The organism is Mycobacterium sp. E342 (genome assembly GCF_001667665.1).
In the GTDB taxonomy this organism is placed as follows: domain Bacteria; phylum Actinomycetota; class Actinomycetes; order Mycobacteriales; family Mycobacteriaceae; genus Mycobacterium.
The window spans coordinates 1-22,789 of the sequence record NZ_LZJM01000336.1 but is presented as its reverse complement, the minus strand read 5'-3'; the positions used below and the strand labels follow the sequence as shown (position 1 = coordinate 22,789).

At 70.5% G+C, this 22,789-nt stretch carries 19 protein-coding genes, 4 pseudogenes and 1 riboswitch; of the genes and pseudogenes, 12 read left to right on the top strand and 11 right to left on the bottom strand.

Annotation, left to right across the window (positions count from 1 at the left end; translation table 11 throughout):
• Positions 1–263 precede the first annotated feature (263 nt).
• The 6 genes and pseudogenes from A5692_RS27330 to A5692_RS27305 form a co-directional block, all read right to left on the bottom strand.
• Positions 264–884: pseudogene (locus tag A5692_RS27330) on the bottom strand (TIGR03617 family F420-dependent LLM class oxidoreductase); the annotation flags it as partial.
• A 31-nt stretch (positions 885–915) separates the two neighbouring features.
• Positions 916–1,554 carry an LON peptidase substrate-binding domain-containing protein gene (locus A5692_RS27325; protein WP_068062649.1) on the bottom strand — a complete coding sequence of 213 codons (639 nt, stop codon included), beginning with the start codon at positions 1,552–1,554 and terminating at the stop codon, positions 916–918.
• Complete coding sequence (locus A5692_RS27320) at positions 1,554–2,684, bottom strand: glutamate--cysteine ligase (RefSeq protein WP_068062646.1); 1,131 nt, start codon at positions 2,682–2,684, stop codon at positions 1,554–1,556. Before A5692_RS27320 ends, A5692_RS27325 begins: the two co-directional genes overlap by 1 nt.
• Entirely contained in the window at positions 2,674–3,393 is a 720-nt protein-coding gene (locus A5692_RS27315) for a superoxide dismutase family protein (RefSeq protein ID WP_068062643.1), read from the bottom strand. Before A5692_RS27315 ends, A5692_RS27320 begins: the two co-directional genes overlap by 11 nt.
• 24 nt (positions 3,394–3,417) lie before the next feature.
• Complete coding sequence (locus A5692_RS27310; protein ID WP_068062640.1) at positions 3,418–3,894, bottom strand: LytR C-terminal domain-containing protein; 477 nt, start codon at positions 3,892–3,894, stop codon at positions 3,418–3,420.
• 18 nt (positions 3,895–3,912) lie between these two features.
• Positions 3,913–4,221 carry a DUF3263 domain-containing protein gene (locus A5692_RS27305; protein WP_007167558.1) on the bottom strand — a complete coding sequence of 103 codons (309 nt, stop codon included), beginning with the start codon at positions 4,219–4,221 and terminating at the stop codon, positions 3,913–3,915.
• Positions 4,222–4,424: 203 nt separating this feature from the next.
• Here A5692_RS27305 and A5692_RS27300 point away from each other — a divergent pair, with 203 nt between their 5' ends.
• From A5692_RS27300 to A5692_RS30525, 5 genes are all read left to right on the top strand, one after another.
• A complete protein-coding gene (locus tag A5692_RS27300) occupies positions 4,425–5,018 on the top strand; it encodes a peptide deformylase (protein ID WP_068062636.1) in 594 nt (197 codons plus the stop codon).
• Positions 5,018–5,758: a GCN5 family acetyltransferase gene (locus tag A5692_RS27295; protein ID WP_068062633.1), complete on the top strand. Its 741-nt coding sequence runs from the start codon at positions 5,018–5,020 to the stop codon at positions 5,756–5,758. The genes A5692_RS27300 and A5692_RS27295 overlap by 1 nt, the downstream gene beginning before the upstream one ends.
• A gap of 110 nt (positions 5,759–5,868) precedes the next feature.
• Positions 5,869–6,675, top strand: a complete 807-nt coding sequence (locus tag A5692_RS27290) for an exodeoxyribonuclease III (protein ID WP_068062658.1) — start codon at positions 5,869–5,871, stop codon at positions 6,673–6,675.
• A 212-nt stretch (positions 6,676–6,887) separates the two neighbouring features.
• Positions 6,888–7,331, top strand: a complete 444-nt coding sequence (locus tag A5692_RS27285; RefSeq protein ID WP_068062629.1) for a hypothetical protein — start codon at positions 6,888–6,890, stop codon at positions 7,329–7,331.
• Between the two features lie 51 nt (positions 7,332–7,382).
• On the top strand, positions 7,383–11,789 hold the full coding sequence (locus A5692_RS30525) for a cation-translocating P-type ATPase (protein ID WP_156766320.1): 4,407 nt from the start codon (positions 7,383–7,385) through the stop codon (positions 11,787–11,789).
• Here A5692_RS30525 and A5692_RS30520 read toward each other — a convergent pair.
• Positions 11,755–11,832: pseudogene (locus A5692_RS30520) on the bottom strand (hypothetical protein); the annotation flags it as partial. The gene A5692_RS30525 and the pseudogene A5692_RS30520 sit on opposite strands and share 35 nt — an antisense overlap.
• A gap of 63 nt (positions 11,833–11,895) precedes the next feature.
• Between A5692_RS30520 and A5692_RS27275 the strand changes: the two are divergent.
• The gene (locus A5692_RS27275) at positions 11,896–12,171 is read left to right on the top strand and encodes a hypothetical protein (RefSeq protein ID WP_156766322.1); all 276 of its coding nucleotides are present in this window, start codon (positions 11,896–11,898) and stop codon (positions 12,169–12,171) included.
• Between the two features lie 18 nt (positions 12,172–12,189).
• Here the strand turns inward: A5692_RS27275 and A5692_RS27270 are convergent, their stop codons facing one another.
• From A5692_RS27270 to A5692_RS27260, 3 genes are all read right to left on the bottom strand, one after another.
• Positions 12,190–16,029: a SpoIIE family protein phosphatase gene (locus A5692_RS27270; protein WP_068062620.1), complete on the bottom strand. Its 3,840-nt coding sequence runs from the start codon at positions 16,027–16,029 to the stop codon at positions 12,190–12,192.
• Positions 16,026–16,382, bottom strand: coding sequence for an STAS domain-containing protein (locus tag A5692_RS27265; RefSeq protein ID WP_068062617.1), 357 nt, complete (start codon positions 16,380–16,382; stop codon positions 16,026–16,028). Before A5692_RS27265 ends, A5692_RS27270 begins: the two co-directional genes overlap by 4 nt.
• A 103-nt stretch (positions 16,383–16,485) precedes the next feature.
• On the bottom strand, positions 16,486–17,100 hold the full coding sequence (locus A5692_RS27260) for a PAS and ANTAR domain-containing protein (RefSeq protein ID WP_231984483.1): 615 nt from the start codon (positions 17,098–17,100) through the stop codon (positions 16,486–16,488).
• A gap of 184 nt (positions 17,101–17,284) precedes the next feature.
• Positions 17,285–17,394, top strand: a riboswitch (TPP riboswitch).
• Between A5692_RS27260 and thiC the strand changes: the two genes are divergently transcribed.
• The 5 genes from thiC to A5692_RS27235 all read left to right on the top strand — a co-directional run bounded on the left by thiC (position 17,387) and on the right by A5692_RS27235 (position 21,868).
• The gene (gene thiC / locus A5692_RS27255; protein WP_068062614.1) at positions 17,387–19,042 is read left to right on the top strand and encodes a phosphomethylpyrimidine synthase ThiC; all 1,656 of its coding nucleotides are present in this window, start codon (positions 17,387–17,389) and stop codon (positions 19,040–19,042) included. Its footprint overlaps the riboswitch before it by 8 nt.
• Entirely contained in the window at positions 19,039–19,881 is an 843-nt protein-coding gene (thiD, locus tag A5692_RS27250; RefSeq protein WP_068062611.1) for a bifunctional hydroxymethylpyrimidine kinase/phosphomethylpyrimidine kinase, read from the top strand. The genes thiC and thiD overlap by 4 nt, the downstream gene beginning before the upstream one ends.
• Positions 19,878–20,501, top strand: coding sequence for an alpha/beta family hydrolase (locus A5692_RS27245; protein WP_068062609.1), 624 nt, complete (start codon positions 19,878–19,880; stop codon positions 20,499–20,501). Before thiD ends, A5692_RS27245 begins: the two co-directional genes overlap by 4 nt.
• Before the next feature lie 46 nt (positions 20,502–20,547).
• Entirely contained in the window at positions 20,548–20,982 is a 435-nt protein-coding gene (locus A5692_RS27240) for a MarR family winged helix-turn-helix transcriptional regulator (RefSeq protein WP_068062652.1), read from the top strand.
• Between the two features lie 16 nt (positions 20,983–20,998).
• Positions 20,999–21,868, top strand: coding sequence for an LLM class F420-dependent oxidoreductase (locus A5692_RS27235; RefSeq protein WP_068062606.1), 870 nt, complete (start codon positions 20,999–21,001; stop codon positions 21,866–21,868).
• Positions 21,869–21,884: 16 nt separating this feature from the next.
• On the opposite strand, the pseudogene A5692_RS27230 reads toward A5692_RS27235, so the two are convergent.
• Positions 21,885–22,514, bottom strand: a pseudogene (locus tag A5692_RS27230) (peptidase); the annotation flags it as partial.
• On the opposite strand from A5692_RS27230, the pseudogene A5692_RS27225 reads away from it, so the two are divergent.
• A pseudogene (locus tag A5692_RS27225) lies at positions 22,498–22,789 on the top strand (peptidase); the annotation flags it as partial. The pseudogenes A5692_RS27230 and A5692_RS27225 sit on opposite strands and share 17 nt — an antisense overlap.

Below are 22,789 nucleotides of genomic sequence, written 5' to 3'. Positions count from 1 at the left end.
TTCAACAGCGCGCGCCACTTCGCCGAGCGCACCATCCCGGCGGTCGCCGATGGGCTGCGCCGCGCGGGCCGGACCTGGAACGGATTCCAGATCATCGCCCAGGCGATGGTCGCCGTCGGCCGCGACGAGGCCGACCTCACGGCCGCGATCGACGGTGTGGCGGCGCTGATTTCGTTCTACGGCTCCACCCCGGCCTACCTGCCCGTGCTGGAGGCCGAGGGATGGGCCGACATCCACCCCGAGCTGAACGCCCTGTCCAAGCAGGTCCGGCCCGCGCGGCGCAGCCCATCGGCGACCGCCGGGATGGTGCGCTCGGCGAAGTGGCGCGCGCTGTTGAACGGCATCACCAGCAGCCCGTCGGCCACCTCGGCGGCGGTGCGCGTCATCACCGGGCCCAACGCGCCCAGCAGCACCGGCGGCGGCCCGAACGGGTTGGGTCCGGGATTGAAGTTGGGCGCCATGATGGTGTGGGTGAAGAACTCGCCGCGAAAGTCCAGGCGGCCCTGCCCTTCCCACGCCGCGAAGATGGCCTTGATCGCGCGCACGGTTTCGGCCATCAGCGCCGCCGGCTTTCCCCACCTGCTGCCGTAACGCTTTTCGATGTGGGCCTTCACCTGCGAACCGAGCCCGAGCCGGAACCGGCCACCGCTGTACAGCTGCAGGTCGTAGGCGGCGTGGGCCAGATGCAGCGGGCTGCGCGGCGGGGCGATCGCCACGTTGGTCATCAGATCGAGGCCGGTCGCGCCGGCGGCGATGAGCAGGGGGAAGAAGACGTCGTGCGGGCCCTCGAAGGTGAACAGGCCGTCGGCGCCCGTCGCGGCGATCTCCGCGGCGCTGGCCGCGGCATCCACCGGTGAACCGTTGACCTGCAGCTGCACCTTCATGTAATCCCCTGTCGGACAGTGCTGTTCGGAGCTATTCGGAGAGTTGGAACTCCACCACCTCGGCGACCGCGGCCACGGCCTCGCGGACCGCGACCAGGCGCTCGGCGGCCGACGGCGCCGCCAGCACCGAGTACCGGTCCGCGGTGCCGATCGGGAGGCGAGACGCCAACTCCCACAACCGTTGGCCGGGGTCGCCGCCGGTGTACTCGCCCAGCAGCGCCTCGCGGTCCGGCAGGCTCACCCCGCGGGCGTCGGCGATCCGCTCGAACAGGGCGAGCACCCGGTCCTCAACCTCGAGCAGCTGGGCGGGGCTGACCGGTTCGCCCGGCTCGTCGGGCCACAGCGTCACGGTCGCCCGGGGGTAGGGATCGTCGGGCAACCATTCGGAGACCTTGATCCGCTCCCCGGTCCGGCACTGCAACGAGTACCGGCCCGCGCCGTGCTCGACGCATTCGGTGATTCTGGACAACACCCCGACGTCGCAACGCGATTCACCGCCGCCGACCTCGCGGCCCCGGGCGATCAGCACGACGCCGAACGGGTCCCCGGTGTCCAGGCAGTGCCGCACCAGCGCGCCGTAGCGCGGCTCGAAGATCCGCAACGGCAGGTCCTGGTCGGGCAGCAGCGCCGACTCCAGCGGGAACATCGCCAACTCGAGGGGTTCGAACATCAGATTTCCAACTCGGTCACCAGCGCGTCGACGACGGCCCGCAGGTCGCCGTCGTGTTCCTCGGCGACCCGGCGCTGCCGCTGATAGGAGGCGCCGCGCCTGGGGATCTCGGCGACGGCGGCCAGCTCGTCGGCGCAATCCAGCGACTTGGCGACGGGCTCCAGCCGGTTCAGCACGTCGTCGAGATCCTCGGTGACCAGCCGCTCGTTGCTGTCGGCGTCCTGGATGATGATCGCGTCCAGGCCGTAGCGGGCGGCGCGCCACTTGTTCTCCTGGTTGTGCCACGGCGGCATGGTCGGCAACGTCTCGTCGGCTTCCAGCCTGCGGTCCAGGTCGACCACCAGGCAATGCGTCAACGCGACCAGCGCGCCCAGCTCGCGCAGGTTGGACACGCCGTCGCACACCCGCACCTCGATGGTGCCCAGGTGCGGCGAAGGCCTGATGTCCCAACGGACTTCGTCGACGTGATCGATGATGCCGGTCTTCTTCTGGTCGTAGACGAACCCCTCGAACTCCGCCCAGGTCTGGAACTGGAAGGGCAGGCCGGCGGTGGGCAACTGCTGGAACATCATCGCGCGGTTGCTGGCATAGCCGGTGTCCACGCCGGTCCACCACGGCGAGGACGCCGACAGCGCCAACAGGTGCGGGTAGTACTTCAGCAGCGACGTCATGATCGGCATCACCTTGTGCGCCGAGGAGATTCCGACGTGCACGTGCACGCCCCAGATCAGCATCTGCCGCCCCCACCACTGGGTGCGCTTGATCAATTCGGCGTAGCGGGGCGCGTCGGTGAGCTTCTGGGTCGACCACTGCGCGAACGGGTGCGCGCCGGCGCAGAAGAGCTCCATGCCCCGGTCCCGGACGATCCGGTGCGCGGGCCCCAGGGTTTGACGCAGGTCGTCCATCGCCTCCCCGGTGGAATTGCACACCCCGCTGACCACTTCGACCGTGTTGCGCAGCAACTCCTTGTGCACGCGCGGGTTTTCGCCGATCTCGGCGATCACGGCCGTGGCTTCGTTGCTCAGGTCACGGGTCTGCGCGTCGACGAGCGCGAACTCCCACTCCACGCCGAGGGTCGGCCGCGGTGAACGGGCAAAATCGATGCGCGCGTTATGCCTGTTAGCCGGCACCGATCACACCGCACGCGACCCGCTTGCCGGCGTCACCGGTACTCATCGTCGTCTGGTCGGGACCCGGGGTGCCGTTGGTCTGGTTGTACCGCTCCGGCGGGATGTTGGCGAAGTTGTCGGCGCCGGCATGAATGATGATCGCGGTCTTCTCGCCGGTGAGCAGGTCGTCCATGGCGAACGCGTCCGTGGTGGTCATCAACACCCCGGACCCGTCCTTGCGCACCTGCAGCGAGGTCAGGTCGCCGCTGGCGGGCTCGGCGGTGTGGCCGGGCGTCTGGAAGTGCCCTCCGGCGGACAGGAAATCGCCGGGCGCGCCGCCGGTGGGGGCGACGGAGTTGGGCTCACACTTGCCGGTCTTGTGGATGTGCACCCCGTGGAAGCCCGGGGTCAGCACCCCGTTGCCCGTCGTCTCGATGGTGACGGTGGCGTAGCCGTTGTTGAACTGGAATGTCGCGGTCGCGACCTCGGTGCCGCCGGGCGCCTTGAGGTGGGTGGTGATGTTCTTGCCCGCCGGGGCGGCGACGGGCCCGCCCTCCGGTACCGGGGTTCCGGTCGGTGCCGGCGATCCGGTCCAGACGGCCGGCGTGGTGCCCGGTGAGGTCGAGGCGTGCTGAGGCGACGAGCACGCCCCCAGCAGCGCGGCGCACGTGGCTGCGGAGAGCGCGGAAACGGTGACTGCGGCAGTGCGGTGACCAGCAAACGGAGGCATAGCGGAAGCCTAGCCGCTCAAGCCTCAGCCCGTAACGAGGACGATGACGCCGGGCGGTTGGCCGGCCAGCGCGGGGATGCGCGGTTCGACCGGCGCCCCCAGGCTTTTGCCGACCGCGTCGGCGGTCGCGTGCTCGTCGTCGGCGTCGGTGTAATACACCGTGGTGGCCGACACGTCGGGCACGGTCAGGTTGTCGACCTTGGTGACGTTGAAACCGGCGGTGGTGAGCTGGTCCTTGGTGCGGGCGCCGACGCCCTCTTTCGTCGAGATGTTGTAGACCTGCACCTCGGCGTGGTTCCCCGCGGGCTTAGCGCTCGTCGACGTGGGCGACGCGCTGGTGCTGGTGGACGTGGAGGCCGCCGACGCCGAGTCGTCCTCGGAGCTGCCGGACGAGCCCAGCGCCTGCCAGCCGAGCAACAGGAAAATGACCCCCAGGAACAACAGCACCATCACCATCGCCCGCAGGGGAAGCCCGGTGGAGTCGGGGACTCGCTCTTTCATCGAGCCCACTGTAGCGAGTCAGGTCACCTCGAAGCCCAGGCGCCGCGCCGCCCGCGCCTTCTGGCGGCTGGCCCGCAGCCGCCGCAACCGCTTCACCAGCATCGGGTCGGCGGCCAGCGCCTCGGGGCGGTCGACGAGTGCGTTGAGCACCTGGTAGTAGCGCGTCGCCGACATCGAGAACAACTCTTTGATGGCTTCTTCTTTTACGCCCGCAAATTTCCACCACTGACGTTCGAAGGCGAGGATGTCGTGTTCGCGGCGGGTGAGCCCATCTGCGATCTCGGCATCGTCCCCCGATCGATTTGCCCGCGCCATGGCGCTGTCCATATAGCTTCCCCTGGACCCTTCCGGCGAATTCTCAGCTGCTCTAATGACTTGACTTACCTAAGGGCGTGTTTCGGCGAATATTGAACCACGGCCCAAACCCTCAAGCCGTCATCCAGACCCGCGAGTCGGCCGATTGGCTCAGATTGCCCGCACCGGCGATCGCCGGCCCGGACGCGCACGCGCGTGCGGTAGCTTAGCCGACCATGGCAGTCGTACCGATCCGGATCGTCGGCGATCCGGTCTTGCACACCCCGACGCAGCCGGTGGCCGTCGGCGCCGACGGTTCGCTGCCGGCGGACCTGCGCGAGCTCATCGCCGACATGTACGACACCATGGACGCCGCGCACGGAGTCGGCCTGGCCGCCAACCAGATCGGGGTCGGCCTGCGGGTCTTCGTCTACGACTGCGCCGACGACCGCGGCAGGACCGACCGCCGCCGCGGCGTGGTGATCAACCCGGTGCTGGAGACCTCCGAGGTGCCCGAGACCATGCCCGATCCCGACACCGACGACGAGGGTTGCCTCTCGGTCCCGGGCGAGTCCTTCCCCACCGGCCGCGCCACCTGGGCGCGGGTCAGGGGTCTGGACGCCGACGGCCGGCCGGTCGAACTCGAGGGCACCGGCCTGTTCGCGCGCATGCTGCAACACGAGACCGGCCACCTGGACGGGTTTTTGTACCTGGACCGTCTCGTCGGCCGCCACGCGCGCAGCGCCAAGCGCGCCGTCAAGGCGCACGGGTGGGGCGTTCCCGGCCTGTCCTGGCTGCCCGGTGAAGGGCCGGACCCCTTCGGTCACTGATGTTCTCGTGGCCGGAACCGGGCACCCGGGTGACGCTTCGCTACCGGCGCCCGGAAGGCTCGGTCCCCCCGCTGACCGATGCGGTCGGGCACCTGCTGGCGGTCGAGCCGTCGGTGCGGGTGCGGACCAAGAGCGGCGCGGTCGTGGAGGTGGCGGCCGGCGACGTCGTGGCGCTGCGGGTGCTGACCGACGCGCCGGTCCGCACGTCCGAGATCCGGGCGCTCGAGCGTGCCGCCGCCGCCGGGTCGCCCGGCGCGGAACGGACCTGGCTCGACGGTTGGCTGCTGCGCGCCGGAGGTGGCGTCGATTACGCTGTGCCGCTTGATGTTTCGGCACACACCCGTACCATCGCGACGATCGCGGACTGGTACGAGCGGCGCGGCCTGGCGCCGCGACTGTGCGTTCCGGACCGTTTGTTGCCGACGCCGCCGGGGCTGAACGCCGAACACACGGAACGCGTTTGGGTGCGCGACCTGCCGGCCTCGGCGCCGCCCGAACCCGACCCGGACGGCACGCGCTGGGTGGGCCTGTCGGTGACGGGCGCCGCCGACGACCCGGCCACCGCGGCCGCGTGCGAAGCGCAATTGGCCCGGGCGGCCGCGCGCGGCGCGACTCGCGGGTACCTGGTCCTGCCCGGCACCGACGCGGGCATGATGGCGCTCGCCGAGGCGCTGGGCTTCCGCGCACACCATCGCCGCCGCTATTTTCCGGCCCGCTCGCCGGCCTGGGATACGGTCTAGCGATGATCGATGGCGGCGACCCGCAGCGCCCGGCTTCGCCGCGCTCGCGATCGCCGCTGATTGATGGCGGCGACCCGCAGCGCCCGGCTTCGCCGCGCTCGCGATCGCCGCTGCGGCTGGCCACCTGGAACGTGAACTCGATTCGCAGCCGCCTGCCCCGTGTCGTCGACTGGCTGGCCCGCGCCGACGTCGACGTGCTGGCCATGCAGGAGACCAAGTGTTCCGACAGCCAATTCCCCACCCTGCCGTTCTTCGAACTCGGGTACGAGGTGGCGCACGTCGGCTTCAACCAATGGAACGGCGTGGCGATCGCCTCCCGCGTGGGCCTCGACGACGTGCGGATCGGCTTCGACGGCCAGCCCAGCTGGAGCAGCAAGCCGGAGGTGGCCGCGACGGCCGAGGCCCGCGCGCTCGGCGCCACCTGCGACGGGGTGCGGGTCTGGAGCCTTTACGTGCCCAACGGCCGCGCCGTGGGCGACCCGCATTACTTCTACAAGTTGGAATGGCTTGCCGCGCTGCGTGATACGGCGGCGGGATGGTTGCGCGACGATCCCACCGCCCAGATCGCGCTGGCCGGCGACTGGAACATCGCCCCGACGGACGATGACGTGTGGAGCACCGAATTCTATGCCGGCGCCACCCACGTCTCCGAGCCGGAGCGCCGCGCGTTCGGCGCCATCGTCGACGCCCAATTCACCGACGTGGTACGGCCTTTCGCGCCCGGCCCGGGCGTGTACACCTACTGGGACTACACCCAGCTGCGATTCCCGAAGCGACAGGGCATGCGCATCGACTTCATCCTCGCGTCCCCGCAATTGGCCGAACGCGTCACGGACGCCCAGATCGTCCGCGACGAGCGCAAGGGCAAGGCCGCCAGCGATCACGCACCGGTGCTGATCGATATAAGGCGGGCCTAATTGGCTTTCACCGAGATCGCACCGCAACCACGATCAGGTTAAGCTCAAGCAAATTAAATGCGGCCACTCGTTGTCTGCGGGTTTCCAAAGTGGCAGGCTTTGTTTTGTTAGAAGCGGATACAATGTTTTTTTGCTGTTAACGATGCGTTCAAGCGGGTACGCCCGCGGGTGACGCGGGTTTCGCGGCAAGGGCAGAAAGCCAGGGAGTCAGCATGAGTGTCATCGGCGGAGCGGTCCGGGGCGTGGGTCAGGCGGTGAGTCGCGTGGCGACCACGACGACCGCGGCGGCCGGCGCGGTGGGTGGCGCGGCGGTCAACGGGGTCATCGGAGGCGTCGCCGGCGCCGCCGAGGGCATCAAGAAGGGCATGAGCAGCGGCAGCCACTCGGCGCCCGCGGCCGCGGTGGCGTTCGGCGCCCTGGGCGTCGCGGGGCTGGTGGAGTGGCCCGTGCTGCTGGCGGTCGGCGGCAGCGCCCTGCTGTTGCAGCGGTTGAGCCGCAAGCAGGAACCGGCGAAATCGACGAAGGCCAGCCTCAAGGCGGTGCCGGTGGAACCGCCGGCACAGAAACCGGCGCCGCAAAAAGCGGCCAGCAAGTCGACCGCCAAGAAGGCGGCCGGGCGCCGCGCCGGCAGCGCCGAGTTGCGTAGCACCAACTAAACCGGACTGTTCGACGACGCTTTGACCTTTGCGACCGCAATACGACAATCTATGCCGTTGCGCGCCGTCGCGACCGGCATCCAGGCGACCACCTCACTGGTCGAGTCCGGCATCACCATCGCCGCAATCCCGCTGCGCGAAGGCGCGCGGGCGATCACGGGCGAACTGCCCGGGGGCACACCGGCAACACTGAGCCGACGATGTTGGCGCGGCCGCGACCGCGCCTGGATCGAGGTGCGCGGGCTCGACGGCGCCCCGAAAGGCGATTCGGCCGACGAACTCGGGCGCACGGTCCTGGATGCGGTGCTCGCCCAACCCGGGGTGGCGTCGGCCGCCCTGAACTACCCGCTGTCGCGGGTGGTGATCACCGTCGGCGACGCGGACACCTCGCTGCGCGACCTGTGCCGTGCCGTCGACGGCGCCGAGAGGCGTTGCGCGCCAAGGCCGACCGCCAAGCCGTCGGCGCCCCCGACGAGCCTGCCGGGCGACGGCGTGGTGCTGGCCACCCGCGCCGCGACCGCGGCTGCCAGCGCGGCCGGGCTGGGCATCGCGCTCACCGGCCGGGCGCTGCGCTGGCCGCGCATGCCCATCGGCGTGCTGGCCGGCGTGGTGGCCCTCGACTACCAGCCGTGGCTGCGCCGCCTGCTCGAGGACCGCATCGGCCGGCCCGCGACCGACACCGTGCTGGCGCTGGCGGTGACGGCCGCGGAAACCGTCACCCTGTCCCCCGCGTCGTTGTCGGTCGGCCTGCTGATGCAGTCGCTCAAAGCGGCCGAATGCCGCGCGGAGGCGCGCGTCTGGGTCCGCCACGAGCCGCAGCTGGCCGCCCACGCCGATCACCCACACACCGACCCGTCGGCGGGGTCGAAACCGCCGCGCGGCCGGCCCGCCGACCACTACGGAAATCGATTCGCGCTCGTCCAGGCGGTCAGCGCCGGGATCGTCGGCGCCACCACCCGCAACCTGCACCAGGCGGCCCTGGCCGTGCTGGTGACCACGCCGGTGGCCAACCGCACCACGCCGGAGGCCTTCGCCGCCGCGCTCGGGCAGGGGCTGGCCGACCGGCACGCGGTGCTGTCGTTGCGCCCGGAGGCGCTGCGCCGCCTGGACCGGGTGGACGCGATCGTCATCGACCCGCGGGTGTTGTGCACCCGCACCCTGCGGGTGCAGATCATCCGCGGCGCGAAGGAAGCCGAGCTGCCCGCGGCGTGGTCGCGCGCCCAGCTGATGCTGGAAAACCAGCGCTTACGCCCCGGCTGGCACCCGGTGCCGGGAATATCGGCCAGCAAGCCAAATGGCGAAGTGGAGGCGCTCTTCTGCTTCACGCATGACCCGCTGGCGTCGGCCGTCGTCGCCGAGGCCCACCGGACGAAGGCCGAGCTGGTCTCCGTCGAGGACGATTCACTGGGCGAACTACGCCCCGCGTTCGACGACATCAAGCCGCTGGAGCGGGGGTCCGTCGACGACGAGCTGGCCCGCGCCGTCGCCGATCTTCAGGCGGCGGGCCGCACGGTCGCCGTCCTGTCATCGGCTGGGGCGCAAGCGGTTTGGTCGGCCGACGTGGCGCTGGGCATGCTGCCCGAGGCCGGGGACGGCCCGCCGCCGTGGTACGCAGACCTGCTGCTGCCCGACCTGGCGGCGGCCTGGCGGGTGCTGCACGCGCTGCCGGCGGCGCGGGCTGCCGCCCAACGCGGCGTCGGGATCTCCGCCGGCGCAACGGCGATGGGCTCGCTGCTGATGATCCCCGGCGTCCGCGGCATCGGGCGCGGTCCGGTGACCAGTGGCGCGGCGGCCGGTGCGTTGTCGGGATATCTGTTGGCGCGCGGCATCATCCGGGCGGACGCCCCCCGGCCGGCTCCCGTCCAGGAGTGGCACGCGATGGCGGTCGAGCATGTCCGCCGGGCGTTGCCGCCGCCCGACTCCCAGCCGGCCGGCGATCCCCGGCAGCTCGCGCTGGCCACCCTGGGGGCGGCGCAGCCCCAAACCCGCACGCACGCCGTGCTGCAGTTCCTGGGCGCCGTGCGCGCCGAGTTGACCGACCCGCTGACTCCCGTGCTCGCGCTCGGCTCGGCGGCCAGCGCGGTGCTCGGCTCGCCGGTCGACGCCGTCCTGGTGTTCTCGGTGCTCACCGGGAACTCCATGCTCGCCGCCAGCCAGCGGCTGCGGGCCGAAAACCGACTGAATCTTCTACTCGCACAACAGATCCCACCGGCGCGCAAGGTCCTCTCCGACGGGGAAGGCGAGCGGGCCTACGCCGACGTCATCGCGGCGCAGCTGCAGCCCGGCGACGTCATCGAGGTGCGCACCCACGAGGTGGTGCCCGCCGACGCCCGCATCATCGAGGAGGTCGACGTCGAGGTCGACGAGTCGACGCTGACCGGTGAGTCGCTGTCGGTGGAGAAGCAGGTCGAGCCGACGCCCGGCGCCGCGCTCGCCGAACGCCGCTGCATGCTGTACGCCGGGACGACCATGGTGGCGGGCACCGCCGTGGCGGTGGTGACCGCGGTCGGGGCCGACACCCAGGAACGCCGCGCCGCCGAGCTGGTCTCCGGTGACCTCTCCTCGGACGTCGGCCTGCAGCACCAGCTCAGCCAGCTCACCAACCGCGCCTTTCCGGTCAGCATGACCGGCGGCGCGCTGGTCGGCGCGCTGGGGCTGCTGCGGGGATCGGTGCTGCGCCAGGCCGTCGCGAGCGGGATCGCCATCGCCGTCGCGGCGGTGCCCGAAGGCATGCCGTTGGTGGCGACCCTGGCGCAGGCGGCGTCGGCGCGGCGGCTGACCAAGTTCGGCGCGTTGGTCCGCGTGCCGCGTTCGGTGGAGGCGCTCGGCCGCATCGACGTGGTCTGCTTCGACAAGACCGGAACGCTCAGCCAGAACCGGTTGCGGGTCACCGAAGTCGTTGCGGCGCCGGGCACTTCGCGCGAGGAGGTGCTGCGCTGCGCGGCGCACGCCGCGCCGCCGTCCAACGGCGGCCCGCACGTGCACGCCACCGACGTCGCCATCGTCGAGGCCGCTTCAGCGGTGAACGGCCACAACTCGGCCGCGCCCGTCGCGCACCTGCCGTTCCGCTCCGGCCGGTCGTTCTCCGCCTCCGTGACGGACACCGAGCTGGCCGTCAAGGGCGCGCCCGAGGTGGTGCTGGCGGCCTGCGACGGCGTCAGCCCCGAAATCGAGGAGACGGTCTCGAGGATGGCCGGCGGCGGCCTGCGCGTGATCGCGGTGGCGCGCCGGCAGCTGAGCCCCGCCCAGGCGCGGGCCATCCGGCACGAGCCCGACGACATCGCCGACTTCACCCGCGACGGTCTGACGCTCACCGGGTTCCTCGGTTTGTCCGACACCCCCCGCGCCGAGGCGGCCGGGCTGCTGGCGGATCTGCGCCGGCTTTCGGTGGGCGTCAAGCTGATCACCGGCGACCATCCCATCACCGCGAAGGCCATCGCCGAGGAACTCGGGATGAGCGTGACCGCCGGACAGGTGATCAGCGGCGCGGAATGGGACGCGTTGTCGCGCAAGGATCAAGAGCGCGTCGTGACCGAGCGGGTGATTTTCGCCCGGATGACGCCGGAGAACAAGGTCCAGGTCGTTCAGACGCTCGAGAGCGCGGGCGTTCGCACCGCGATGGTCGGCGACGGGGCGAACGACGCGGCGGCCATCCGGGCCGCCACGGTCGGCATCGGCGTCGTCGCCGGCGGCAGCGACCCGGCGCACATGGCGGCCGACGTGGTCCTGGTCGACGCCCGCATCGAGGGCCTGCGCAACGCGATCGAAGAGGGCCGCCAACTCTGGCAGCGGGTGCAGGCGGCCGTGTCGGTGCTGCTGGGCGGCAACGCCGGCGAGGTGTTGTTCGCGATCGTCGGCAGCGCGATCACCGGGACCTCGCCGCTGAACACGCGGCAGCTGCTGCTGGTGAACATGATGACCGACGCACTGCCGGCGGCGGCCCTGGCGGTGAGCAAGCCCAGCGGCCCGGTCGATCCGGGCATCCGGGGGCCGGACCAGCCCGCGCTATGGCGAGCGGTCGCGATCCGCGGCGTCACGACGGCCGCCGCGACGACGGCGGCGTGGGCGATGGGGAGCGTCACCGGTCGCCCGCAGCGCGCGTCCACCGTCGCGCTGGTCGCCCTGGTGGGCGCGGAGCTGGGTCAGACGCTGCTGGATTCGCATGCCCCGTTGGTCGTCTTGACCGCGGCGGGCTCGCTGGCGGCGATGGGAACGTTGATCAGCATCCCGGTGGTCAGCCAACTGCTGGGATGCACACCGCTGGGTCCAGTCGGCTGGGCGCAGGGGCTGGGATCCGCCGCTGCGGCGACCGTCGCGATCGGGATTGCGAATCGTGCGCTGACGGGTCCGGACAAATCTGGCGCCGCCCCCGTTGAGGTGGGTGAACCTCGACGACCCCGACCCGCCACAGCAGCGCATAGAGTTCCAGTAACGGCACCTTCAGCACCAGAGCAATAGAGGAAACCAGCGGATCGCCCCCGGTGTCGGTCATCGTCGACATAGGTCCGACGGTGGCCGGAGTACCCGGCGAGTCGGCAAACCCTTCGTTACTGAAAGGCAAATGATGGCGGAAAAGAAGTCGCGCAGGGGGACATCGCAACGCGAGGCCGTGCAGAAGATCCGCGAGGGCGAAACCTTCCACGTGAACCTTCCGGTGCTCGGTCAGATGGAGATTCCCCGGCCCGAACAGCTGGCCTACTTCGGGGGCCTGGCCGCCCTGGCGGCGCTCGAACTCATCGACTGGCCGGTGGCCGTCGTCATCGCCGCCGGGCACCTGCTGGCCAGCAATCACCACAACAAGCTCTTGGAGGAGCTGGGCGAGGCCATGGAAGAGGCCTAGCAAAAGCCAGGCCGGGCGCTACGCCGTCCCGAGGGCCCGGTCGAACCGCATCGTGACCCGGGTGCCCCCGGGCGTGCGAAGGGTGTCGACGTGGTCGGCCAGCCCGCCGATCAGGGAAAGGCCCCGGCCGCGGCGCCGGCTGCGCAGGCTGGCCGAGGAATCCCCCACCCACCGGCCGGTGTCGCTGACCGTGACCGCGACCGTCCGCTGGTGCAGGAAGGCCTCCACGGAGACGGTCCGGCGGGGCTCGCCGTCGCTGCCGTGCTCGATCGCGTTGGTGACGGCTTCGCCGGTCGCCAGCAGGATGTCCAGTTCGCGCTTCGGGGCGACACCGATCCGGGACAGCCAGGCGCGTAGTCGATCCCGCACGACGGGAATCTGACCCGGCGCGGCCGTCACCACGGTGGCGAAGCTGCGCGGGGCTTCATGGCTCGGGCGCAGCGCCAGCACGACGACGTCGTCGCGATAGCCGGCGGGCGGCGCCATCCGGGACAGCAGTTCGGCGCAGACGGCCTCGACCGGCAGGTCGGCGCAATCGGCGGCCGCGGCCTCGAGCCGGGCCAGGCCGTCGTCGAGCGTCTCGCCGGCGCGCTCGATGAGTCCATCGGTGTAGAGCAGGATCAGGCTTCCCGGCGGCATGTTCGCCGTCGCGGTGGCATCGGACGGATAGCTTCGCGCGTCGTGTTCCTTGATGGCGACCGGCAGCCGCCGGCCGGCCGTCAGAAACACCGCCTGGTGGTCGGGCAGGACCAGCAGCGGGTAGGGATGGCCGGCGCAGCTGTAGTTGACGGTGGCGCAGCCGGTGTCCGGCTCGGTCTCTATCAGCGCATAGGCCACGGTCGCGCAGCGCGCCCCCGCGACGCTGGCCCCGTACCGGTCCAGCGCGCCCAGCACCGCGCCCGGTTGGCCCGCGGTCAGGGCCGAGGCCGCCACCGCGGCGCGCAGCCGGCTCATCACGATGGCCGCGGGCAGGCCGTGGCCGACGACGTCGCCCACCGATATCCCGAGTCGGCTGCCGCGGTCCAGCGCGGTGACCGAATACCAGTCGCCACCGACCCGCATCGCCTCGCCGGCCGGCTGGTACACGGCGGCCACCACGGCGGCCGTCGAGGCCCGGTCCAGATCCAGCAGGTGCTCTTGGAAGTCGACGGCGATGCGGTGTTCGCGCGCCATGACGCGGACCCGGTCCAGGGCCGACGACGTCAGTTCGGCCACGCGACCGAACGCGTCGAGTTCGGCGGCGTCGAACTGGCGGGGCGCGGGCCACAGCAGGGCCAGCACCCCGACGACGCGGCCCGAGTGGTCCCGCAAGGGCTGGGCGACGCAGGCGCGAACGCTGTCGGCGCTGTCCTGCACCGCGTGCTCGTAGCGCGGGGGCAGGTCGAACGTGTCGGTGATGACCATCGGCTCGCCGGTGCGCACGACGTCGGCGCCCACCACCGGGGAGTCGAGCGCGGTCACGTGGTACCGGTCGCGCAGTTCTCCGGGCAGGTGGCCGGCGTATTCGAACCGGATGTGGCGATCGCCGTCGAGGACGCCGATCGTGACGGTGGCGGCGTCCGCCGAGCCGAACGGGGATTCCAGCAGGGCGTCCATGATGCCGGCGACCGAGTCGGTGGCCTGCAGCGCCGAGTCGAGGTGCACCAGGTCCGAGGCCGCGGCGCGACGCTGGCGATCGCGTTCGCGGGCCACCGCGGACAGCCGCGACTTCAACCGGTCGACCAGCTCCCGGGAGCGGAACGGCTTGGGCAGGTAGTCGTCGGCCCCGCCGGCGTAGCCCTCGTCGACCGCCTCGGCCCCAGCCCGCGCGGACAGCATGAGCACCGTCGTGGCGGCCAGTTCCGGGTCGGCGCGGATGGCCGCCACCAGCCCGAAGCCGTCGATGCCCGGCATCATGACGTCGGTGACGACCGCGTCGGGGCGCAGCTCCCGCGTCGCCGCGAGCGCCGACCTGCCGTCCGCCGTGAGGACCGTCTCCCAATGGGCCGACAGCACCCGGTCGAGATGATCTCGCATGTCGGCGTTGTCGTCGGCGATCAACACCAGCGGCCGCCGCCTGTCGGGTGCGGCCGTCGGGCCCTCGCGGCCCTCGACCGGCGTCAGCCATTGCCGGGCCTCCGCCACGTACGGGTTGGTCTCGTCCAGCAACCCGGCGGGTGACTGGCCGGCCGCCGTACCGATGGATTGCGGCAGCCGGATGGTCACCGTCGTCCCGCGGTCCAATTCGCTGGCGATGCTTACGGTTCCGCCGTGCAGCTCGACGAGCCCGCGCACCAGCGAAAGCCCGATCCCGGTGCCCTCGACGCTGCGGCCGCGGAAGTTGTCGGCCCGGTAGAAGCGGTCGAACAGGTGGCCCAGGTCCTCGGCGGCGATCCCCACCCCGGTGTCGCGCATGGTGACCACGCTATAGCCCGATTCGGCGCGCACCTCGACCGAAATCGAGCCCCGCAGTGTGTATTTCACCGCGTTCGACAGCAGGTTGAGGATGATCGTCTCCCACATGCCCGGGTCGACGTCGGCGAGCACGGGCGCGCAGTCCATGACGAGCTCGAGTCCCGCCCGGTGGCAGAGCTCGGTGAAGGACGACGCGATGTGGGCGGTCAGCGCCCCGACATCGGTACACGCCAGCTTCGCGTTCGCCCGGCCCGCCTCGATCCGGGAGAAGTCGAGCAACGAGTCGACCAGGCGCTGCAGCCGCCGCGCGTTGCGGCCAGCCGTGCCAAGCCGATCCGCCAGCGCGCTGCCCGGTTCCGCGTCGGACAGCGCGTCGTCGAGCGGGCCGAGCAGCAGCGTCAGCGGGGTGCGGAACTCGTGGCTGACGTTGGTCAAAAACGCCGTCTTCGCCGCGTCCAGTTCGGCGAGCGCGTCGGCCCGCTGCCGTTGCTGGTCGTAGGAGACTGCGGAGGCGAACGCCGCGGACAGCTGATCGGCGAGCAGCTGGCAGAAGCCGCGATACATCGCATCGAGGGGCCGCCGCGGACTGAGACCGATCACCAATGCCCCGCCGCCCGCGGCCTCCCCGAGCGGCGATACCAGCGCCTGGCGGGGACACGCCTCGCCGAAAAGCTCGGTGATGCCCGGGATTACGTCCTCGAGCCGGTCGATCACGCGCGCCGCCCGGTCGCGTGGGGTCTCGTCGCCGCCCGTGAGCCGCGCCAGCGAACCGGGCAGCATCGCGGCGATCGCAGGGGTGGCCCCGCGCAGCGTGCTGCCGCCCGACCCGTCCGCCACGTACACGGCGATGAAGGGCAGGTCCAGGGGCTGCGCGCCGCAGACGGCGACGGCGCTATCGACCGCGTCGTCGATGGTGTGTGCGTCCATCACGGCGGTCGCCACGGAGTTGAGCAGGTGCAGGCGCCGCTCGCTCAGCACCCGGTCGGTCGTTTCGATCACCGCGCAGAAGACGGCGGTCACCGCGCCCTCGCCACCGATGATCGGGCTGTAGGTGAAGGTGAAGTACCGCTCCTGCGACCGGCCGCCGGTCATCAGCGGCAACATCAGGTCGTCGGACCAGGTCGCGACGCCGGTGTCGATCACGCTGGTCAGCATCGGCGAGATCTGGGGCCAGATCTCCCACCACACCTGCCGCGCCGGGCAGCCCAGGGCGGCCGGATGCTTGTCCGCCAGGATCTGGGCGTAGGCGTCGTTGTACATCAGAAACAGATCGCGGGGCCCCAGCCAGAGCACGATGGGGAACCGCGAGGTCAAAGCGACGGCCACCGCGACCCGCACCTCGGCCGGCCAGTCCCGCGGCGAGCCCAATGGATGGGCGTCCCAGTCGAATTCGGCGAACCGGCGGCCCATCTCGCCGCCCAAATCGACCGCAGCCGCCAAATCGGCCGGCAGCGCCGGGGTCATTGCCTTCGCTTGTGTTGCAGAGCCTCGGAAAGCGTGGGGTAGATGTCGAAGATGCGATCGAGTTCGGTCACCTCGATCGGGCGGAGCACTTGGTCGTGGTCCGCGACCAGGCGGACCGCCGTTCCGACTTCCTTCCCCGCGTCGTGACACTCGAGCACGGCGTTCAACGCCGCGCTGCCGAAGAAGTCGACCGCCTGCAGGTCGACCACGACCAGCCGGGCCGGGTGGGTCTCGGCGAGCTTGAGCGCGGCGGTCAGGTGAGCGGCTACCTCATCGACGGTACTGGAGTCGACACCGCCAGCAACGCGCACGACCACAGCGTCCTCGAGTGCCTCGTGTTCGACCGCCAACACCTTCGATCCCTTTCGCCGCTCGTCGGGATGTGCGGCATCCGCCGCCCCGAGCGTCTAGGAACACTAACGGTTTGCGGGCTGCCGTACGCACGTATTCCGCTGGTTACCCAGCGGACTCGGCGGATACCCGTTCGTGCACCGTGAGCAGCAGGTGATCGAACTGACTCTGCAGGGCGGCGGTCGAACCGTCCAGGGTTGCCACCTCGGCGAGCAGTTGCCTGGCCAGCGCCCGCAGCTTGACGTTGGTCTCCTGCGACCGCCATTGCAGCACCCGAAACGCCTGCTCGGCGCTGACCCGGTAGACGTACATCAGCACGCCCTTGGCCTGTTCGATGGCCGCGCGGCTTTCGAACAGGTCCGGGAGCGCCTCGTCGAGCACCTCCTGCCGGGCCTCGTCGAAGGTGTCGGCGAGGTCGATGTAATACCCCGCGGTGCCCACCACCGCGCCCGACTCGTCGTGCATGCGGTCGGCGACGACGATCGCGTCGTGCACCTTGCCGGCCGTGTCGATGAACCGGTGCCGGCTGGAGAACGACTCCGCCGACTGCAGGGCGTAGTCGAGCACCTCCTGAACGTGCGCGCGGTCGTCGGGGTGCTTGTGCGACAGCAACAACTTCGTCGTCGGCTCCACGGTGCCCGGTTCGTAGCCGTGCATCCTGGCCACCTCGTCGGACCACTCCCAGCGCTCACCGATGAACCAGAAGCGGAAGGTCCCCACGTTGAGATACCGGGCGACCGCCTCGACCGGGCTCGGCTGTTGGCCTTCGGGCCCGGCCGGCGTCGCCCCTTGCTCCTGCACGTTTGCATCCTCGCACTCGGGGGATACCACCGGCTACCGCCCTGGCCAAAAGGCCCGTCCACATGCCAGGCGGTCCGGGGTGGGGGTAACGTCGCGTGCGGACCATCCACAACGCGGGAGCGCACTCCAATGCGCTGAGAGGACGGCTCGGGGCCGTCGACCGTACGAACCTGACCGGGTAATGCCGGCGTAGGGAGATGAAGAAATGACCTTGGAAAAAACCGTCGTCCTTTCCCAAACCGTCGAGGCTTCCGTCACCACGGGACCCATCGCGGGCAGCAGCAAGGCCTATCGCGAGGTGGAGGCGCCCGGCGCCGGTGCCCGCCTGAGGGTTCCGTTCCGGCGCGTGCACCTGTCCACCGGGGACCACTTCGACCTGTACGACACCTCCGGCCCCTACACCGACGCGGACGCGGTCATCGACCTGACGGCCGGGCTGCCGCCGCGGCCCGGCGTGGTCCGCGACCGCGGCACCCAGCTGCAGCGGGCCCGGGCCGGCGAGATCACCGCCGAGATGGCGTACATCGCCGCCCGTGAGGACATGCCCGCCGAGCTGGTGCGCGACGAGGTCGCCCGCGGGCGCGCGGTGATCCCGGCCAACCACAACCACCCTGAGAGCGAGCCGATGATCATCGGCAAGGCCTTCGCGGTGAAGGTGAACGCCAACATCGGCAACTCGGCGGTGACGTCGTCGATCGCCGAGGAGGTCGACAAGATGGTGTGGGCCACCCGCTGGGGCGCCGACACCATCATGGACCTGTCCACCGGCAAGAACATCCACGAGACGCGCGAGTGGATCCTGCGCAACTCCCCGGTGCCCGTCGGCACGGTGCCCATCTACCAGGCGCTGGAAAAGGTCAAGGGGGACCCGACGGAACTGACGTGGGAGATCTACCGCGACACCGTGATCGAGCAGTGCGAGCAGGGCGTGGACTACATGACCGTGCACGCCGGCGTGCTGCTGCGGTACGTGCCGCTGACCGCCAAGCGGGTGACCGGCATCGTGTCCCGCGGCGGGTCCATCATGGCGGCGTGGTGCCTGGCGCATCACCGGGAGTCGTTCCTCTACACCAACTTCGAGGAGCTGTGCGACATCTTCGCCCGCTACGACGTCACCTTCTCGCTCGGTGACGGCCTGCGGCCGGGCTCGATCGCCGACGCCAACGACGCCGCGCAGTTCGCCGAGCTGCGCACCCTGGGCGAGCTGACCAAGATCGCGAAATCCCGTGGCGCGCAGGTGATGATCGAGGGGCCGGGCCACGTCCCGATTCACAAGATCGTCGAGAACGTGCGGCTCGAAGAGGAGCTCTGCGAGGAGGCGCCGTTCTACACGCTGGGCCCGCTGGCCACCGACATCGCACCGGCCTACGACCACATCACGTCGGCGATCGGCGCGGCGATCATCGCCCAGGCGGGCACGGCGATGCTGTGCTACGTGACGCCCAAGGAGCACCTGGGGCTGCCGGATCGCAAGGACGTCAAGGACGGGGTGATCGCCTACAAGATCGCCGCCCACTCCGCCGACCTGGCCAAGGGGCATCCGCGCGCGCAGGAGCGCGACGACGCGTTGAGCACGGCGCGGTTCGAGTTCCGCTGGAACGACCAGTTCGCGTTGTCGCTGGATCCCGACACCGCACGGGAATTCCACGACGAGACGCTGCCGGCCGAACCCGCCAAGACGGCGCACTTCTGCTCGATGTGCGGGCCCAAGTTCTGCTCCATGCGGATCACCCAGGACGTCCGCGACTACGCCGCCGAGCACGGCCTCGACAGTGAGGAAGCGATCGAAGCCGCCATGCAGGAGAAGTCGCAGGAGTTCGCCGAGCACGGCAACCGGGTGTACCTGCCGATCACCCAGTGAGCCAGCCGCTCCCAGTTCTGCCGCTGCCGGCGCCGGGCACCACGCCGCTGCGGGTGCTGACCATCGCCGGGTCCGATTCGGGCGGCGGCGCCGGCATTCAGGCCGATCTGCGCACCATGGCGCTGCTGGGCGTGCACGCCTGCGTGGCGGTCTCCGCGGTAACCGTGCAGAACACGTTGGGGGTCAAGGGTTTTCATGAGGTGCCCGGCGACGTCGTCGCGGCCCAGATCGAAGCGGTGGTCACCGACATCGGCGTCCAGGCCGCCAAGACCGGGATGCTGGCGTCGTCGGCCATCATCGGCGCCGTCGCGGCCACCTGGCGCCGGCTGGAGTTGACGCTTCCGCTCGTCGTCGACCCGGTGTGCGCATCCATGCACGGCGACGCGCTGCTGGAGGTGGCCGCGTTGGATTCCCTTCGCGACCAACTGTTCCCATTGGCCACGCTGGTGACTCCGAACCTCGACGAGGTGCGGCTGCTGGTGGGCATCGACGTCCTGGACGCGGAGTCGCAGCGGGCGGCCGCCAAGGCGCTGCACGCGCTGGGACCGCGCTGGGTGCTGGTCAAGGGCGGCCACCTCCGGTCGTCCGACCGCAGCTGCGACCTGCTCTATGACGGCACACGGTTCCACGAGTTCGACTCGGAGCGCTTGCCCGGCGGCAATGACCACGGCGGCGGCGACACGCTGGCCACGGCCGTGGCGTGCGCGTTGGCGCACGGGTACTCCGTTCCCGACGCCGTCGGCTTCGGGAAGCGTTGGGTCACCGAATGTTTGCGCGCCTCCTACCCGCTGGGCCACGGCCACGGCCCCGTCTCCCCGCTCTTTCGGTTGTTGTCATGAACCTGGACCAGATCGCCGGCGTGGCGCACGAACCCGACGGCCCGCCCGCCGGAGTGGTGGTGCTGACGCATGGCGCCGGCGGCAACCGGGATTCGCCGTTGCTGCAACAGGTTTGCGACGAATGGGCGCGCCACGGCTGGCTGGCGGTCCGGTACAACCTGCCCTACCGGCGACGCCGGCCCACCGGACCACCGTCCGGCTCGGCGGCCACCGACCGCGCGGGGATCGTCGAGGCGATCACGCTGTGCCGCGGCCTGGCCGACGGTCCGCTGATCGCCGGCGGGCACTCCTACGGCGGGCGGCAGACTTCCATGGTGGTGGCGGCCCGCGAAGCGCCCGTCGACCTGCTGACGCTGTTCTCCTACCCCGTGCATCCGCCGGGGAAGCCGGAGCGCGCCCGCACCGAACACCTGCCCGACATCAGGGTTCCGACGGTGTTCACGCACGGGACGTCGGACCCCTTCGGCACGCCCGACGAGCTGCGCGCCGCCGCCGCGCTGGTTTCCGGCACGACGGCCGTCGTCGAGATCGCCGGGGCGCGACACGATCTGCGGTCCAAGACCCTGAACGTGGCGGCGCTGGCGGTCGACGCCGCGTTGCAGCTCCTCGGCCGCAATTAGACAGCCCAGACTGGACAGTTTCGACTGTCTATTTTAGGCTGGTGTGGTGGACGGGATCAGCGAATCGGCAGCCGCGGCGGCTCGCGACCTGCGGGTGGTCTTCAGCCGGCTCCGACGCCGGCTGAAGGAACTCGCCACCGACGGGGACCTGAGTCCGTCACAGACCGCGGTGCTGAACCGGCTCTGGAAGGAAGGGGCCTCATCGGCGAGCGCCCTGGCCTCCGCGGAGCGGGTACGTCCACAGTCCATGGCCACGATAGTGGCCGCCCTCGAGCAGCGGGGGCTCATCGAGCGCACACCCGACCCGGAAGACCGTCGGCGGCAACTGATTTCGCTGACGCCGGCGGGCCGGCGACGCGCCGAGAGCAACCGGCAGGTCCGGGAGGAGTGGCTGGCGCGCGCCATCCACGAGCGGTATTCCGAACGCGAGCGTCGCGTCATCCTCGACGCGCTGACGCTGCTCGAGCGCCTGACCGAATGAAAGGGGCTTGACGCAAATGGAATTGGCAGTGCACTTCATCGACTTTCTACCCGGCGACCCCGCGGCGCTGGGTCCCACGCTGGCTGACGCGGCGAAGGCCGCCGAACAGGGCGGCGCGACACTGTTCACGCTGGCCGACCACTTCTTTCAGATGGAGGCCGTGGGACGCGCGGAGGACCCGTTCCTGGAGGGCTACACGTCGCTGGGCTTCCTGGCCGGGCAGACCACCAGGATCGACCTGAGCCTGCTGGTCACCGGGGTCACCTATCGCTACCCGGGCTTGCTGGCCAAGGCGGTCACCACGCTCGACGTCCTGTCGCAGGGCCGCTCGATGCTGGGTCTGGGCGCGGCGTGGTACGACCGCGAGCACGCCGCCCTGGGCTTTCCCTATCCCCCGGTCAGCCAGCGCTTCGAGATGCTCGAAGAGACGCTGCAGATCTGCCAACAGATGTGGAGCGCGAACGACGGGCCCTACCAGGGCAAGCATTACCAGCTGGCCGAGACGATCTGCTCGCCTCAACCGATTCGGCGCCCACCGATCCTGATCGGCGGAGATGGCGAGAAGAAGACGCTGCGCCTGGTCGCGCAATACGCCGACATCTGGAACAGCACCACGAGCGACGTTGACGAGCTCAGGCACAAGATCGAGGTGCTGCACCGCCATTGCGAGGCGGTCGGCCGTGACCCCAGCGAAGTCCGGAAAACGGTGAGCTACGCCACGAATCCCTTCGAGGACCTCGACGGGTACCTCAAGACCGTCGAGCGCTACGCCGAACTCGGCGTCGAGATGGTCAATGCCGGCCCGTTGCCCGGCAACCCCGACCCGGTCGGCTTCATCCGCCGCCTCGGCGACGAAGTGGTGCCCAAGCTCGCCGAAATCGGCTGACAGGGCGGCCGGTCGGTTACCCCGGATAGCGGGAGTAGCACGCATCCATGTTGCCCGCCACGCCACCGCGGAAGGCCGCTATCCGGGTGAAACCGGCCGGCACGCTGGTGCCGTCGGCGTCACTGGCGACGAGGTGGTTGGTGAGCAACCCCGCCACCGCCTCGTCGAGATCGCCGGCCGTCAGCAGCAGCTGCTTCTGCGACGACAGCTCGATGGGCTCGGCCATCTTGCGGTGCACCACGCCGGTCAGGCACGCGGTGCGCAGCGCGGTCCACGGGCTCTGCATGGCCAGCCCGCGTTCGTGCTGCACGGCCAGCGCGTAGCGCGACATCACGACCGAGAGCGCGGTGTCGTCGCCCTGCGGCAGGGTCTGTTCGTTCTCGTCGGCGACCTTGCCCATCACCGCCAGCTTGGGCAGGTCCACCACGATCGTGTTGGTGGCCGGGCAGTAGGACGCCGGCGGGCTGGCCTTGGCGTCCGGGCAGTCGGCCGCCCGATAAGACAATGCCGGCGGATTCTTCGGCGAGAACACCTTTCCCAGGAGTTCCATCAGGGTGGACAGGGTGTCCTGGTCGAGCGGGACCTCACCGGTCTCGGGGTTCCCGGTGCTGCTGTCGACCCGCAGCGCGTTGGGCAGGTCGCCGCGGTTCACGCTGAGCACCGCCGACGGGCTGGACCACGTACTGGCGGGCATCATCACCACCCGGGACCCCGTCATGGACAGCGACACCGAGAACGACGACGAACACGGGTCGGCCCTGGACCGGATCAGCGCCTTCCAGATGGGGTTCATCAATGGCGCCCCGGCCTGCGCGGGGATCGACAAGGCGGAGATCGAACAGCGCCGCGGCGACCTGCCCAACGCGCTGCGGGTCGACAGCAGCACCGGGAACCCCGAGACCGGTGAGGTCCCGCTCGACC